General features: G+C 42.5%; 14 protein-coding genes. 7 read left to right on the top strand and 7 right to left on the bottom strand.

Translation table 11 applies throughout. The annotated features are described in order from the left end of the window. Positions 1 to 6 precede the first annotated feature (6 nt). Together pheT and pheS are read right to left on the bottom strand one after the other, a co-directional pair. A complete protein-coding gene (gene pheT, locus OCU56_RS05945) occupies positions 7 to 2394 on the bottom strand; it encodes a phenylalanine--tRNA ligase subunit beta (protein WP_261874603.1) in 2388 nt (795 codons plus the stop codon). 17 nt (positions 2395 to 2411) lie between these two features. Beyond that, positions 2412 to 3395, bottom strand: coding sequence for a phenylalanine--tRNA ligase subunit alpha (gene pheS, locus OCU56_RS05940; RefSeq protein WP_261874602.1), 984 nt, complete (start codon positions 3393 to 3395; stop codon positions 2412 to 2414). A 356-nt stretch (positions 3396 to 3751) separates the two neighbouring features. Between pheS and OCU56_RS05935 the strand changes: the two genes are divergently transcribed. Together OCU56_RS05935 and OCU56_RS05930 are read left to right on the top strand one after the other, a co-directional pair. Further along, entirely contained in the window at positions 3752 to 4837 is a 1086-nt protein-coding gene (locus OCU56_RS05935) for a PQQ-dependent sugar dehydrogenase (RefSeq protein ID WP_261874601.1), read from the top strand. 599 nt (positions 4838 to 5436) lie between these two features. Further along, positions 5437 to 5919 carry a GNAT family N-acetyltransferase gene (locus OCU56_RS05930; protein WP_261874600.1) on the top strand — a complete coding sequence of 161 codons (483 nt, stop codon included), beginning with the start codon at positions 5437 to 5439 and terminating at the stop codon, positions 5917 to 5919. Positions 5920 to 5996: 77 nt separating this feature from the next. Here OCU56_RS05930 and rplT read toward each other — a convergent pair whose 3' ends face one another. The 4 genes from rplT to thrS form a co-directional block, all read right to left on the bottom strand. Continuing rightward, a complete protein-coding gene (rplT, locus tag OCU56_RS05925) occupies positions 5997 to 6350 on the bottom strand; it encodes a 50S ribosomal protein L20 (RefSeq protein WP_068698820.1) in 354 nt (117 codons plus the stop codon). Positions 6351 to 6392: 42 nt separating this feature from the next. Then, the gene (rpmI, locus tag OCU56_RS05920; RefSeq protein ID WP_068698818.1) at positions 6393 to 6587 is read right to left on the bottom strand and encodes a 50S ribosomal protein L35; all 195 of its coding nucleotides are present in this window, start codon (positions 6585 to 6587) and stop codon (positions 6393 to 6395) included. A 103-nt stretch (positions 6588 to 6690) separates the two neighbouring features. Then, positions 6691 to 7245, bottom strand: a complete 555-nt coding sequence (gene infC, locus OCU56_RS05915; protein ID WP_261874780.1) for a translation initiation factor IF-3 — start codon at positions 7243 to 7245, stop codon at positions 6691 to 6693. A 3-nt stretch (positions 7246 to 7248) separates the two neighbouring features. Continuing rightward, the gene (thrS, locus tag OCU56_RS05910) at positions 7249 to 9177 is read right to left on the bottom strand and encodes a threonine--tRNA ligase (protein ID WP_261874599.1); all 1929 of its coding nucleotides are present in this window, start codon (positions 9175 to 9177) and stop codon (positions 7249 to 7251) included. A gap of 353 nt (positions 9178 to 9530) precedes the next feature. On the opposite strand from thrS, the gene OCU56_RS05905 reads away from it, so the two are divergent. Next, positions 9531 to 10238 carry a DUF3581 domain-containing protein gene (locus OCU56_RS05905; protein ID WP_261874598.1) on the top strand — a complete coding sequence of 236 codons (708 nt, stop codon included), beginning with the start codon at positions 9531 to 9533 and terminating at the stop codon, positions 10236 to 10238. Between the two features lie 108 nt (positions 10239 to 10346). Here OCU56_RS05905 and ydiJ read toward each other — a convergent pair whose 3' ends face one another. Further along, on the bottom strand, positions 10347 to 13376 hold the full coding sequence (gene ydiJ / locus OCU56_RS05900; protein WP_261874779.1) for a D-2-hydroxyglutarate dehydrogenase YdiJ: 3030 nt from the start codon (positions 13374 to 13376) through the stop codon (positions 10347 to 10349). A gap of 189 nt (positions 13377 to 13565) precedes the next feature. Between ydiJ and OCU56_RS05895 the strand changes: the two genes are divergently transcribed. From OCU56_RS05895 to OCU56_RS05880, 4 genes are all read left to right on the top strand, one after another. After that, the gene (locus OCU56_RS05895) at positions 13566 to 14249 is read left to right on the top strand and encodes a DUF2786 domain-containing protein (protein ID WP_261874597.1); all 684 of its coding nucleotides are present in this window, start codon (positions 13566 to 13568) and stop codon (positions 14247 to 14249) included. 229 nt (positions 14250 to 14478) lie between these two features. After that, entirely contained in the window at positions 14479 to 14664 is a 186-nt protein-coding gene (locus tag OCU56_RS05890; protein WP_261874596.1) for a hypothetical protein, read from the top strand. 134 nt (positions 14665 to 14798) lie between these two features. Further along, complete coding sequence (locus OCU56_RS05885; protein ID WP_261874595.1) at positions 14799 to 15164, top strand: hypothetical protein; 366 nt, start codon at positions 14799 to 14801, stop codon at positions 15162 to 15164. A 140-nt stretch (positions 15165 to 15304) separates the two neighbouring features. Beyond that, positions 15305 to 16408, top strand: a complete 1104-nt coding sequence (locus tag OCU56_RS05880; RefSeq protein WP_261874594.1) for a phosphoribosylaminoimidazolesuccinocarboxamide synthase — start codon at positions 15305 to 15307, stop codon at positions 16406 to 16408. The last annotated feature ends 270 nt before the right edge of the window (positions 16409 to 16678 follow it).

Raw genomic sequence — 16678 nt, 5'->3', positions numbered from 1 at the left:
GATAAACTAGTCACGCAATACTGCGCCAAACTTCTCTGAAACTGCACTGACTGTCGCTTCAACAGCGCCAGCAATGTCCGCTTCTTCAAGCGTACGTTCAACCGATTGTAAAGTCAGTGCGATGGCAAGGCTCTTCTTGCCTTCCTCAACGCCTTGTCCTTGGTAAACATCAAACAGTTTAGCGTCTCTCATTAACTCGCCACCGTTCGCAAGACATGCAGCTACTACGTCTCCAGAAGCAACCGCTTCATCAACAACTAGCGCGATATCGCGACGGTTTGCTGGGAACTTAGATACTACTACCGCTTCAGGAAGAACGCGAGTTGCAATAGCAGCCCACTCAAGTTCAAAAACAATAGTACGGCCATTAAGACCAAACTTGCGCTCTAACTCTGGGTGAACGGTACCAATGACACCAATTTCTTTACCATCAAAGATAATGGCAGCAGCTTGTCCTGGGTGAAGCGCTGGGTGCTTAGTTGCAGCAAAACTATAAGCTTTGTCATTACAAGTAAGCTCAAGAACCGCCTCTAAGTCACCTTTAAGGTCAAAGAAATCAACTGTATTGGTTTCAATATCCCAATGATCTTCACTACGAGTACCCGCAATGATACCGGCGAGCATTGGCTCTTGACGCATACCATTTTCAGCATTGGTATCAGGAATAAAGCGTAATCCCGTTTCAAATAAACGAACGCGAGGTTGCTGACGTTTTTGGTTGTGAACAACTGTGTTTAGCAAACCTTGAATCAATTGCAAACGCATTGCTGACATATCCGCAGAAATTGGGAATGGCAATACCAATGGTTCGATGTTTGGTTCGATTAATTTTTGTTGCTCAGGCTCAACAAAGCTGTACGTGACCGCTTCGTGATAACCGCGGTCAACCAGCAGATCACGAACACGCTTAAGTGGCTGATTCGCCTCTTTGTGGTCGTTCATGGTTAAAGCAGCTAAAGGCGCTTGATTTGGAATATTGTTGTAACCAAAGATGCGACCTACTTCTTCAATTAGGTCTTCTTCGATAGCAATATCAAAACGCCATGTTGGCGCAACCGCGCTCCAACCTAAGTCCGTTGTTTCAACGGTGCAACCAAGACGTTCTAAGATCTCAACAACATCAGCATCAGAGATAGAATGGCCTAGAAGACTATCAAGCTTAGAGCGACGTAGAGACACTGTATTAGCTTTAGGTAGCTCTTGCTCAGATTCAACACCAGCAATAGGTGCCACTTCACCGCCACAAATTTCAATCACAAGCTGCGTTGCACGCTCCATTGCTTTATGTTGCAGTTCAAAATCAACACCACGCTCAAAGCGCATTGATGAATCCGTGTGTAGACCGTAAGCGCGTGCACGACCACGGATAGCATCAGGTGCAAAAAAGGCACTTTCTAGCAATACGTCAGTGGTTTCAGTGGTTACGCCAGAGCTTTCACCACCAAATATACCCGCAATAGCAAGCGCTTGGTTGTGATCAGCAATCACCAATGTGTCTGGTGTTAGTTTTGCTTCGTTACCATCAAGAAGAGTCAGTTTCTCATCTTGTTCAGCCATACGAACAACGATACCACCTTCGATCTTACTTAGATCAAATGCATGCATTGGTTGACCTTGTTCAAGCATCACGTAGTTAGTGATGTCAACAACAGGGTCGATGGAACGCACACCACAACGACGCAAGTTTTCTTGCATCCAAATTGGAGTGCTTGCTTTCATGTTAACATTCTTAACCACGCGACCAAGGTAACGAGGACAAGCTTGTGGCGCTTTTACGTCAATCGTCACTGTATCTGTGATGCTTTCAACCACGGCGGTAAACTCAGGCTCTGTTACCGCTTCACGGTTAAGAACGCCAACTTCACGAGCTAAACCACGGATGCTAAAGCAATCGGCGCGGTTCGCGGTTAAGTCAACATCAACGGTAACATCGTTTAGGCCTAAAAATTCACGGAAATCAGAGCCAACGACCGCTGTTTCTGGTAATTCCATAATGCCGTCAGATTCAACATCAATCCCTAGCTCTGTGAATGAACACAGCATGCCGTGCGATGGTTGACCGCGCAATTTAGCTTTCTTAATTTTAAAATCGCCAGGTAAAACCGCACCCACAGTTGCCACGGCAACAATAAGTCCTTCGCGACAGTTAGGCGCGCCACATACGATATCAAGAAGTTCTTCTGCGCCAACATCTATTTTAGTTACGCGCAATTTGTCAGCATCTGGGTGCTGACCACACTCAACAACTTTACCTACTTTAACGCCGGTAAATTCGCCCGCTACAGGAAGAACATCATCTACCTCTAGACCTGCCATTGTGATTTGGTGTGTTAGTTCGTCAGTAGTAACCGCAGGGTTAACCCACTGACGAAGCCATGATTCACTGAATTTCATCTATTTGTGTCCCTGGATTACTTGAACTGTTTAAGGAAACGAAGATCGTTCTCAAAGAACGCACGCAAGTCCGTTACGCCATAACGAAGCATGGTTAAGCGTTCAACGCCCATACCAAATGCAAAGCCTTGGTACTGTTCAGGATCGATACCAACAGAACGAAGCACATTCGGGTGAACCATGCCACAACCGAGAACTTCTAACCATTTACCATCTTTACGTTTCACGTCGACTTCCGCTGACGGTTCAGTGAACGGGAAGTAAGAAGGACGGAAACGCACTTCCACTTCTTCTTCAAAGAAGGCAACTAGGAAATCAGAAATAATGCCTTTCAGCTGCGCAAAGTTTACATTCTCATCAACCAACAGACCTTCGATCTGATGGAACATTGGAGTATGAGTTTGGTCATAATCGTTACGATAAACACGACCTGGTGCGATAAAACGAAACGGTGGTTTTCCGTTTTCCATCTTACGTATTTGCACACCAGAGGTGTGAGTACGAAGCATCAAGTCAGGGTTAAAGAAAAACGTATCGTGATCGGTACGAGCTGGGTGATCGTCTGCAATGTTCAAAGCATCGAAGTTATGGAATGCATCTTCGATTTCTGGGCCTGATTCTGTTGCAAAACCAAGTTCACCGAAAAACTGTTCCATACGCTCGATTGTACGAGTTACAGGGTGTAAACCACCGTTCTCAATACGTCGGCCAGGTAGTGTCACATCGATCATTTCAGCAGCAAGTTTTGCTTCCAACTCTGCTTTTTGTAGACCTGTTTTACGGGCTGCAATAGCTTGTTGAACGGCACCTTTCGCTTTGTTGATCTCTTGACCCGCACTGCGGCGTTCTTCGGGTGGTAATTTACCTAGGCTTTGAAGTTGAAGCGTTAGCTCACCTTTTTTACCTAAGAACTGAACACGCACTTCATCCAGTGCGACTAACGATTGCGCTTCTTCAATAGCAGCAGTCGCGTTAGCAATAATCTCTTGTAGATGTTGCATTATTTCCTCGTCTGCCTAGTGGCAGTATCCTTCGGGATTTAGGGTATTTTGAATAGTTACACATAGTAATAAAAGGCAAGCACAAAGCCAAACCTAAATAGAGGTAAATTCAAGATTTCTTAATTCTAAGCTAAGATACAAGGCAACAATGGACATATCCTGTTATTTTTTAGCAAATGAACCCCTTCATCTCTATGTAAATGTTCGCCTTTAGCCCGTCACTTTCAATACCTAACAGTGAACTCACTGCAAACTTCTTCAGTGATACATCACACTTATTGATAACCATTATCACTTCAAAAACCAAGTTTCATATAATAACTACCCTACTTAGGTTGAACCAAGGGCACACGATAATGACGTTTAAAACACCGGTAACGCTTTGCACTCTTGCCAGTTCACTGCTTGGGTTTTGCTCGACAGGTTTTGCCTATCAGTTAGAATCTGTAGCAACCGGTTTATCGGTGCCTTGGTCTATTGAGTTTGTTAATAATCATACCGCTTTAGTGAGTCAGAGAAATGGCGCGATTGTGGAACTCGATGTTCATTCTGGTAAATTCACGCCATTATTTAAACCCACAGACGTATACGCAAAAGGCCAAGGAGGATTGCTTGATCTCGCCTTTCATCCTCAAAATAAGTCACGGTTGTTTATTACCTACAGCCAACGTTCACATTTAGGTGCCACCACTACATTGGCTAAGGCCACCTATACACAAGGAAAAATCAGCAATTTTAGTCCCCTATTCACAAGTTCATCCTATTCAGACACCAGTCGCCATTTTGGTAGTCGCATTGTTTTTGATGATAACAATATGCTGTATTTTTCCATTGGGGATCGAGGTATACGTGATAATGGTCAAGATTTATCCACCCATGCTGGTAGCATATTACGAATAAATATAGATGGTTCCACGCCTACAGATAACCCTTTTATCAAAAACAATAATGCCTTAGCAGAAATTTGGAGTTATGGGCACCGCAACCCGCAAGGGCTTACCTTTGATCATCATAGCCAACAATTATGGGCAATTGAACACGGCCCACGTGGTGGTGATGAGATAAACCTTATAGTAAAAGGACATAACTATGGTTGGGCTGAAACCTCCCATGGTAAGGAATATTGGGGTCCAATAAAGGTAGGTGACTCAGAATATAAAAAAGGCGTCACTGCGCCACAGTTAGTTTACACTCCTTCCATCGCCCCATCTTCACTTATTCTTTATAGAGGTAACCGTTACCCAGCCCTTAATGGGAAACTACTTGCTGGGGCATTAAAGCTTACTCATATTAATGTCGTGGGTTTTAACAATGGCCAGCTAGTCGAAGAGCAACGCTTGTTTGAAGACCTAAATGAAAGAATTCGTGATATCCAGATCTCTCCTGATGATTACCTTTATATCACCACCGACAGTGGTAAAGTAATGCGCCTTCTACCTTAAAATCGTTTATCTCGCGCGCTAATATCAAGACACCCATAGTTAGATTGATCTCGTGCTGTAGTTAATAGCCCCCTATTCTCCCGTTTTGTTCATCAATCCCCTTCTACCTACATAAATTATGTGAGTACTTTTTAAGCCTTTTTTAAGTGGACACCCATCATTAATTTTTGCTGTAACCATAATTGACACATTTTAAATGTCAGTCACTTCCAGGTTCTCATTCTGTCTACTTTTTCTATATCACCCTTTAGTGATGATGGTAGTTATTTATGGGTGTCTTGATTTTTCAATTAAAGTAACAATAATTAATTCCTTCAAATTCAGATACTTCTAGAAAGTCATTGCTGTTCTCTGTTCCTATGCCCTCTTTGATTGGTTGTGGATAAATTTGGGTGTCTAAATTTACTTTTTGAACTTCAATCGCTATTTATATCGCCTCATGGATGAATTAGGCGCTGATCGATTAACTATGGGTGTCCATATTAAATTCTATGGAGGGGGATTAACTATGGGTGTCCACAATTAAATTGGCTAGTAAGGTTTTGTGGTGGTGGTATTCTGTCTTTAATTTTCGTTTTGGTTTTTATTCGGAGTCTTGTATGTCAGTTGAGATCATGCCTATCCAGCCTCAATTTGATGCTGATATTAGAAATATCATCAAATCTGTAGGGGCTGAATTTGGCGCTGTGGGTGAAGGTTATGGCCCCTCCGACCCTGAGGTTAATAATATGAGCGCTTTCTATACTGAGCAAAATCAAAGTTGTTACTTTATTGCGCTTAAAGATGGGGTTGTCATTGGTGGTTGTGGGGTTGCGCCGTTTACTAAAGGCAGTACTACCTGTGAGCTTAAAAAACTATTCTTAACCAAAGGGGCAAGAGGCTTGGGTTTAGGGGAAAAACTTAGCACGTATTGCCTCAGTTTTGCCAAAACACAGGGCTTTAGTGAGTGCTATCTAGATACTCTTTCTAATATGACATCGGCCATAAAACTGTATGAAAAACTTGGTTTTACGCATTTGCTAGAGCCATTAGAAGATACTGTTCACAATAGGTGTGATGTTTGGATGCTGAAAAAACTCTAGCTCCTAACAATTATATAATGAGCAATAAAAAAGGAGACCCTAAGGTCTCCTTTAAAGATAAGCTTTAACGTTCTAAATTATAGAGCAGCTTTTGCTTTTTCAACTAGAACTGCAAATGCAGCTTTGTCGAATACCGCGATATCCGCAAGGATTTTACGGTCAATCTCGATAGATGCTTTCTTAAGGCCATTGATGAAACGGCTGTAAGATAGACCATTTTGACGAGATGCAGCATTGATACGAGCGATCCATAGTTGACGGAACTGACGCTTTTTATTGCGACGGTCACGGTATGCGTATTGACCAGCTTTAGTAATTGCTTGGAAAGCTACGCGGAATACACGTGAACGTGCTCCATAGTAACCTTTAGCTTGTTTTAGAACTTTCTTATGACGTGCACGAGCTTGTACACCACGTTTTACGCGAGGCATTATGTCTCTCCTAAACTAAACGAATTAAATAACTAAAAAGAATTAAGCGTATGGCATCATACGTAAAACGCGAGCTACTTCACATTTAGGAAGAATTGCGTTTGGACGTAGTTGACGTTTATTCTTAGTAGTACGCTTAGTCAAGATGTGACGTTTACCAGCGTGCTTAAATTTGATACCACCAGCAGTTTTCTTAAAACGCTTAGTTGCACCTTTGTTGTTTTTCATCTTAGGCATGATGAATAACTCCGCATTGTTGAGTTGTTAATAACATAGTAATTAGGGCGAATAAAACCCTGCCACTTAAAGCAGCAAGGTTCAATTACTTGCAGGCCGTTAATTACTTCTTCTTAGGGGCTAACACCATTATCATCTGGCGACCTTCTATTCTCGATGGGAAAGATTCAACTACTGCAAATTCTTCAGTATCTGCTTTCAAACGATTTAGAACGTCAACACCGATGTTTTGGTGAGCCATTTCGCGGCCACGGAAGCGAATTGTTACCTTCACTTTGTTGCCGTCTTCAAGGAAACCGGTCAGGTTGCGTAGTTTTACCTGATAGTCTCCAATATCAGTTCCAGGTCGGAATTTTATTTCCTTAATCTGAATCTGTTTTTGCTTCTTCTTCTGCTCTTTAAGAGCCTTGCTCTTTTCAAAGAGGAACTTGCCATAGTCCATCACACGACAAACTGGTGGCTCGGCGTTAGGGCTGATCTCTACGAGATCCATACCAGCTTCGTCTGCTGCAGTTTGCGCTTCTTGATAAGAAACGATACCAACTGGCTCACCGTCAGCGCCTGTTAAGCGAACTTCACGTACGCTTCGAATTTCACCGTTTAAACGGTGCTGGTTTTGTTTGGCCGGTTGTTGTTGACCACGTCTTCCGCCTTTAATAGCTTATTCCTCCAGATTGAGCTTACGGCTTGAAACCTCGGCTTGGATGTATGAGATAAAATCATCCACTTTGAACTTGCCTAGGTCCTTGCCCTTTCGAGTACGTACTGCGATTTCGCCAGCTTCCATTTCTTGGTCACCAACCACCAACATGTACGGTACACGTTTTAAAGTGTGTTCGCGGATTTTAAAGCCAATCTTCTCATTTCTCAAGTCCGCTTTGGCTCTAATTCCACTTTTTTGCATTTTTTGTGCGATTTCTTGAACATATTCTGACTGTTTGTCCGTAATATTCAAAATTACCGCTTGTTCCGGTGCCAACCACGTTGGGAAGAACCCAGCGTATTCTTCAATAAGAATACCGATGAATCGTTCTAATGAACCCAAAATCGCACGGTGAATCATAACAGGAACGGAACGTTCGTTGTTTTCACCGACGTAAGTTGCGCCTAAACGACCCGGTAAGTTGAAATCGAGTTGCACTGTACCACATTGCCACGCACGATCCAGACAATCATACAAAGTAAATTCAATTTTCGGTCCGTAGAACGCACCTTCACCCTCTTGGATCTCGTATGCGATGTCCATAGATTGAAGTGCTTGCTCTAGTGCTTTCTCTGATTCATCCCAGATTTCATCAGAACCAACACGCTTTTCAGGGCGAGTAGACAGTTTCACTACGATGTTGTCAAAACCAAAGGTTTGGTATGTATCGTACACCATCTTGATGCAGCTAATCACTTCATCTTGAATTTGGCTTTCCATACAGAAGATATGAGCATCATCTTGAGTAAAGCCACGTACACGCATAATGCCGTGTAATGCGCCTGATGGTTCGTTACGGTGACATGAACCGAACTCTGCCATACGCAGCGGTAAATCACGGTAAGATTTCAAACCTTGATTAAAGATCTGAACATGCCCTGGACAGTTCATTGGCTTGATAGCGTATTCACGGTTCTCAGAGCTTGTGGTAAACATGGCATCTGCGTATTTGTCCCAGTGACCAGAACGTTCCCAAAGCACACGGTCCATCATAAGAGGACCTTTTACTTCTTGGTAATCGTATTCGGTCAGTTTTTCACGAACAAATTTCTCTAGATCACGGAAAATAGACCAACCATTGTGATGCCAGAACACCATACCCGGTGCTTCTTGCTGCATGTGGAACAAGTCCAAGTGCTTACCAATTTTACGGTGGTCACGCTTCGCCGCTTCTTCAAGACGCGTTAAATGCGCTTTCAGTGCTTTCTTATCGTGAAATGCTGTGCCGTAGATACGTTGCAGCATTTTGTTATCACTATTACCACGCCAGTAGGCACCGGCTACATTCAATAGCGTAAAGTGCTGACAAAAGCCCATGTGCGGTACGTGTGGACCACGACACATGTCGACGTATTCTTCATGGTGATATAGGCCTGGACGGTCGTCTCGTGCAACGTTCTCATCCAAGATTTCAATCTTGTAGGTTTCTCCGCGTGCTTCAAAAGCATCACGAGCTTCCTGCCAGCTGACTTTCTTTTTAACAACTTGATATTTTGTTTTAGCCAACTCTTTCATACGCTTTTCGATTTTATCTAAATCTTCTTGCGTAAGATGGTGCTCCATATCGATGTCGTAGTAAAAACCGTTATCGATAGTTGGGCCAATCGCCATTTTAGCTTCAGGGTAAAGCTGCTTAATTGCATGACCAAGAAGGTGAGCACATGAGTGGCGCACAATTTCTAAGCCATCGACGGCATCTTTTGCGGTGATTATTTCAAGGCTTGCATCTTGTTCAATCAGATCACAAGCATCAAAACGTTCGCCATTCACGCGTCCAGCTATGGTTGCTTTAGCAAGACCTGGGCCGATAGAAGCGGCGACATCAAGAGTTGATACAGGGTTGTCAAATTGACGCTGACTGCCGTCAGGAAGAGTAATTACAGGCATTTTAAGTCCTATTCCAGTGGTGTTACATACGAAGCAACACTTGTTTAAGTAAATTCTTGTATTCAATGCCAAGAAAACAAGAGCCGAAGAGATGCTGATAAATCCTACACAAGTACTGGATGTGAATGAGGTTACTTAACAGCAAGCCGTATATTGTAACCAATATCCTCTAAATAACAATATCCCCTAAATCATAATAAACAGCCCCATGGGAAAAGCACGTCTGTGCACCGCACAGATACGTCTAGTTACACTGTCAAAATGTCCGTTACACACTGGATAGACCATTCAATCCTGCCTCTTTGGTATACTTCGACCAATATCAGGTAATAACAAAGACTTTACGCATAATTATGTTCTTATCCCCTTACTTCATAAATGACGGTCTATCGTTTTATTTTACTCGCCAGCAAGCAAGCAATTTTGCTAAAGGTATTGCCGGTGACTTTAATCCTATTCACGATGAAGATCACAAACGCTTTTGCGTTCCTGGCGACCTTTTGTTCGCGGTTTTACTGCAAAAAGAAGGTATTAGCCACAACATGGAGTTTAGTTTCTCTGGTATGGTCGGAGACAACGTAAAGCTCAATATTAGCCATGAAAGCGATGAAGCTAGCGCAGTAGTCGATACTAAAGAAAAGCAATATCTCAGCCTGCAACGCAACGGTGAAAACTGCAAAAATAGTGAGCTTATTGAGAATGTTATTCGTGGCTATGCCAAGTTTTCTGGCATGAATTTCCCTCACATCATGGTGCCTTTGATGGAACAAGAGCAAATGATGTTCAACACCAAGCGTCCTCTTATCATCTATGAAAGCATGAAATTAGAGTTTTCACGGTTTGATATTACGCAGCCGACAGTGGCATTAACGAGTGCCACATTTGATGTAACGGGTAAACGAGGCGTGGTTACACTCAACTTTGAGTTTACCGGTGAAGGTCAAGTGATCGGTCGCGGTACAAAAAGAATGATTGCCAGTGGGCTTATCCCATGGGTAGAAGAAGACATGATGGCTTATGTTGATAAATTTAACGCGGCTAAAAACAACTTCAACAAATAGATGTAAGTTATTGATTAAAAAGCCACTAATCAATAAGTATCATACTGTAAAGAATTAATACACGTTATTAATAAAAAAGCGAGGTGATATCACCTCGCTTTTTTTGCTTTATAGCACCTGCAACAAAGCTTGTAATGGGTGTTTAGCGACTACCCCTTCCAGTCTTTTCACCTGACTTCGGCAAGAGTAACCCGTCACCATACAACGCTCTTTAGGTAAACGCGCAAGGCTCGGTTTCCAACTGAGTGCGTAAATATCTTTAGACCACTGCAGTTTATCTGCCTCATGGCCAAACGTTCCAGCCATACCACAGCAACCCACTGGGACACAGGTAAGAGATGCGCCAAAGTGATTGAAAATACTCCCCCACTCTTTTTCTGCATTCGGCAACATGGTTTTCTCAGTACAGTGCGCCAGCAAATACCAAGGTTCATCATCACTTAACGTTTTGCTTGGAAAGTGTTCTAACTGAGGTAGCAGCCATTCGTGTACTGTATTCACCGTAAAATCTGGGCAATCTTTTTTCAGCGTTTCACGGTATTCATCGCGGTAACACAACACCAATGCAGGATCGACCCCCACCATAGGTATGTTTAACTTAGCCACTTGGGCTAAAAACTGCGACGTACTTTGCGCCGTACTCATAAATTGTTTCAAGAAACCTTTGATGTGCTGCGCTTTACCATTGGGTTTAAAAGGCAGTAAAACGGGAATATAATTCAGTTTTATTAGTAGCGCAACAAAGTCATCTACCACTTTAGCATCGTAATAACTGGTAAACGGATCCTGAACAATAATCACGTGGCGCTGTTTTTGCTCATCGCTCATTTTAGCCAGTTTTTGATAGTCATATTTATCAATATGCTGACTTTTTAAACGCTGTTTTAAGGTCGGTGAAGACAGCAAAGGAGCATCCACATAACCTATGGTTGATGCCAACACAGATTGCACCCAACGTGCATCGAGTACGGTATTAATTAATTTTGGCGATAACGCCATTAATGGCAACAAGGATTCAATGTTAGCAACAAAGTAATCTTTCATTGGACGCTGATAGCGCGTGTGATACAAATTTAAAAAACGGGCTCTAAAATTAGGCACATCCACTTTAATAGGGCATTGTGTGGCACACGCTTTACACGCTAAACAGCCCTGCATCGCCTCATAGACCTCATGAGAAAAATCATAATGATGACGTTTATTAAAGCGGTTGGTCACTCTGTCGAGCATAGATTTTATGGACAAAGCACCCTTTAGGGTTTGGCTTTCAAGATCCAGTATGTCAACGCCTTGCTCAGAAAGTTGTCGTAACCATTCTCGAACAATCCCCGCGCGACCTTTTGGTGAATGGCGACGATCAGCCAAAATCTTCATGGATGGACACATTGGCGACGACACATCGTAATTAAAGCACAACCCGTTACCATTACACTCCATAGCGCCATTAAAGCTATCGCGCACAGTAACAGGGATTTGACGGTCAAAATGTGCCCGCTTAACGCCGGAGACTTTCACCAATTCATCGTTGGACTCCACTGGCGTACATATTTTGCCTGGGTTCATTTTATTGAGTGGGTCAAAAGCCCCTTTCACATGCCGAAGTTGCTCAAATAACTGCTCACCAAAAAACTCAGGTCCATATTCAGAGCGGAAACCTTTGCCATGCTCTCCCCACATCAAGCCGCCATATTTTGCCACTAAAGCCACAACTTGATCGGATATTTGGTGCATTAATGCTTCTTGTTTTGGATCGCACATATCAAGGGCCGGTCTGACATGAAGGACTCCCGCATCCACATGGCCAAACATGCCATAACGCAGATGATGCTCATCAAGGAGAGCACGAAATTCCACAATAAAATCCGCTAAATTCTCAGGAGGCACACAAGTATCTTCGGCAAAGGCTATCGGCTTGGCCGCGCCTTTGATTGCCCCCAGTAAACCAACCGCTTTTTTGCGCATCGCATAAATTTTACCAATACTGGCTAAATCTGTGCATATTTGATAACCGATGATGCCACCTTGCTCATTGGCCATCATACGTTCAAGGCGTTGTGTTAATGCATCAACTTGACCATTAATTTCCTCACTATCATCTCCCGCGTACTCAACAAGGTTTACTCCCAGCAGTTCTTGCCCTGGTACTTCCGTCAATAAATCACTCACGGTATGCCAAACAATATCTTGCTTGGCTAAATTAAGCACAATAGAGTCAATGGTTTCCACCGACATTGCATTGGCTTCCACCATCATAGGGGCCGAGCGAAGAGCCGAATCAAAACTGTCGTACTTTACATTGACTAACACGCGAGCTTTGGGAATTTTGGTGAGATTGAGCTTAGCTTTCGTAATAAAACCTAGGGAACCTTCAGAGCCACATAGCACCCGCTCAGGTAAAAACACATCGTCCGTTAATGCATTTTTTAGATCGTAGCCAGTCAGGAAGCGATTCAAGGGTGGAAAACGTTCTTCAATGGCCTGACGAAACTCTCGACATACACGCTCGGTTTGTTGAACGGCCCGAGCGGCAAACGTGTCCCCTTTCACCGCTTGCCAGTGTTCAGTATCAAGTACTGAACCATCAGCAAGTACAGTTGTAAGTCCTAATACATGATCCGAGGTTTTACCGTAGCGCAATGATCCCTGTCCCGAGGCATCGGTATTGATCATGCCACCAATAGTTGCTCGGTTACTGGTGGACAACTCTGGAGAGAAAAAGTAGCCATGTTCACGGACTAAATCATTTAGCTGATCTTTTACCATGCCCGTTTCGACCCTCACCCAACCTTGCTCTAAATTGAGTTCAATCAGTTGGTTCATATGTCGCGAAAGGTCCACCACGATATGTTCCGTTAATGACTGTCCGTTAGTGCCCGTACCGCCACCTCTCGGAGAAAAACGGATAGCATGAAATTCCGGCTCATTTCCCAACGTAGTCAGCAACTCTATGTCGTGCTGTGTTTTGGGATGCACTACTGCTTGAGGCAGTTGTTGGTAAACACTGTTATCTGTAGCAACCGCTAAACGACTGGCATATTGGGTTTCTATATCCCCTGTAAAACCGCGCTGTGCTAGTTGTTTTAGATAACGAGCAACTGTGGGGTTCATAGACGGGGTTTGGCTAAGTCTTGGTAACATAATGCTTCCTGCAATCATCACGCACTACTCCATTGTGTTAGGCGTGATCAATTAATTCATTCGATTTCCTAACACTGTACATGATTTAACAAACGATAAAAACCATAACAACAATGGTCATGATTTGGGGTTTCGGTATCCATAAAAAAGGAGTAAAATGTGTCCCCCATTTGGTCACACAGAGAATGTATGAACAAGCAAAAAGCGTTGAAAAAAATAGCAAAATGCCTTGAGTTAGGTAATTCAGCCAACGTCAACGAGGCTGCCAACGCCATCAAGATGGCACACAACCTTATGCTCAAATATGGCCTTGAAAAAGACGATATTGAGTTCATCAAAATGGGGAAAACTCAATCTTCTCACCTTCTGCCAAGTAACGTGGGAAGCAATATCTTACGAGTCATTCGCGGTATCAACACCAAATTTGGTGTGGAAGCGGTGCTTCTGAACCATAAGGGACTCAAGCGAGCAGAGTTCATTGGCGAGGCGGATCGCGCAATTTTTGCAGCCTTTGCTTTCGATGTTGTCTATAGAGAGATGAACGAACACACCGGTAAGTTTCGCAATAGCTTTGCCGGTTCTGGCACACCCACCTCTGAAGTCACCAAGCGGGTCAACTCCTTCTTGTCTGGCTGGATTGAAGGCGCTTTAGAAAAATTACCTATTATCGCTCCAGATGACGAATCCGATAAAAAAATCAAAAATTATATTGATAAAGAGTTTGAAAATATCGATAGAGAGACATTCAAAAAACAACTTCAAGAAGCCATGAAAAACCTCACCGCTGATTATGAAGTGGGGCTTAAGAAAGGCAGAACACTTTCAGTCAGCCGCCCAGTAGAAGGGGCGCAAGCGAAAAAGTTGCTCAAATAACTTATCTCTTTGCTCGGTGTGCCCTATTTGTTGACGCGTGATTTTTTCACATCATTGTAATAATAAGCGTCTACCCTTATGACACACCTCAAAATTGTTATGATTCAAATTAAGCGTGGCTGTCATTGAGAATGGTTTTTCTTGAGACCCTCTTGCAAGATTTCAATAGCCCGTAAATTCGTATCAAAGCAAAGTAAATAAGAGACTAACCTAAGGAGTAACTCGCACTATGCAAACAACTTTTGCTCACTGTGATTGGTGTAAAAAATTGGCTTATGTGGAAAAATTGCAATACATGGATGGCTACATTAATTCATGCTGCTCTATCTGCAAGCAAACCGCTTTAATTGATATCAAACGCTATAATCACGAAGAAAGTATTACCCCACAAAAAGATACATTAGTTCAACCATAACGTTAAACCTAAACCCGACACACACTGACTCAGCCTTTGCTGGGTTTTTTTATGTCTAAATTTTACAAAGAAGCTTGATTTTTAACCGTAACAGTATTACTGTTTATCCATACAGTATGGATAAGGATACAGTAATGCAGTTTCAGAATATACATTCTCTCGACGCCGTTGTTAGCTTATATAACCCTTGTAACTTGCAGCGCTTAGCAAAAGCGTCTTCTGTAAAGAAATGGATTTTATTTACCGCTCAAACTACACTGCCACAATTGCACGACCTGCAAACCTATCACGTAGATTGCGAAAAAATCATTCATCTAAAGCCTTCGAGTAAAAGCAACGAAATCGAAGTAGTTATCAAAGCCATTACTTTAGGTACAGCGAGTGCGGTTGTGGCTAGTCACCGTATTGACCGTCTCGCTCAACAGAAATTGCAACAACTGGGTAAGGAGCATGGATGCGATGTGTTTTTTTCAACCTTAAACACTCAGTATCTTCATTAATTTAACAAAATCGTAATATATGTGTAGGTGATATAACCTTCATAAAAAAGGTCTTAGCGCAATCGTTTGCTTTTATATTGGAATAGTGAATTTGATCTGTGTATTATTCGCATCAGTATTTGCCCTATTAGGTATAAATTATGAATCTTGCTGACCAAGTTTTAGACGTAAACGATGACTTGCCTATTCGTACAGATAAGCCCGTTCACAGCGGTAAAGTACGTTCTGTGTATTGGCTAACTGAAGAAGACAGTCGTCGCTTAATTAAAGAGAAAAACTATGATGTTGCTTCTGATGCTCCATTAGCCATCATGGTAATTAGTGACCGCATTTCTGCTTTCGATTGCATTTGGCACGGTGAGCAAGACTTAAAAGGGATCCCTGGTAAAGGGGCTGCGTTAAACGCTATTTCTAACCATTGGTTTAAGTTATTTAAAGATAACCATTTAGCAGACAGTCATATCCTTGATATCCCTCACCCACTGGTATGGATTGTGCAAAAAGCCAAGCCGGTTATGGTTGAAGCCATTTGTCGTAAATACATCACAGGCTCAATGTGGCGCGCGTATGAAAAAGGCGAACGCAGTTTCTGTGGTATTAATCTGGCTGAAAACCTTAAAAAAGATGGGCTATTAGAGGATCTACTCATTACCCCATCCACCAAAGGCATTTTAAAAGGCATTCCTAATGTTGCCGAAGTGGATGATGTCAATATTACCCGCCAAGATCTTTTAGATAACTACCAAGCTTTCAACTTCCAATCACAACAAGATGTTGACCGCTATGAAGTTTTACTAAAAGAAGGATTCAATGTTATTGACAATGCTCTACAACAGATTGACCAAATCTTTGTTGATACAAAATTTGAATTTGGCTACGTGACCGACAGTAAAGGCATAGAGAAGCTCATCTACATGGATGAAGTGGGTACCCCTGACTCTTCTCGTATCTGGGATAAACAAGCCTATGCTCAAGGTGAAATTGTTGAAAACTCTAAAGAGGGTTTCCGCCAATTCCTGCTAAACCACTTCCCAGATCCAGACATCCTACTCAATAAAGATAGAATGGATGAACGTAATGCTCTGGCCAAAGACAATGCACTGCCGTTATCAGCCATGATGGACTTATCTAAAACTTACATTTCTATTGCTGAAAAAATCACAGGCAACAAGATTACTCTTAGCGAGAACCCTAAAGCCGAAATTATGGCTATTTTATCTAGCCAGTATGGTTTAGTTGATTAGGCATAGGCTCTCTTCATGACGGATTGTCTTGGACTCAAGGTATATATGCACATAATCAATTAGCGTAAATTCATACCACTACAGTCATTAAGTGGTCAGAAATAACGCAGAAAAAACACTTGAGAACAAGTCGCTATTTTTGATAAGTAGTTGTTTTACAATCAAAAATGGCAACACCATCATCAAGAGATTTAACACGCTAGAATGTTCAGTTATTTAGTAAGACTGGTATAACAACGCCACTAATATAATTAGTGGCGTTGTTTCATT

The sequence above is a fragment of the Vibrio rarus genome (genome assembly GCF_024347075.1).
Lineage (GTDB): Bacteria > Pseudomonadota > Gammaproteobacteria > Enterobacterales > Vibrionaceae > Vibrio > Vibrio rarus.
The sequence above is the reverse complement of the archived record's forward strand: the minus strand, read 5'-3'. Positions and strand labels throughout refer to the sequence as shown.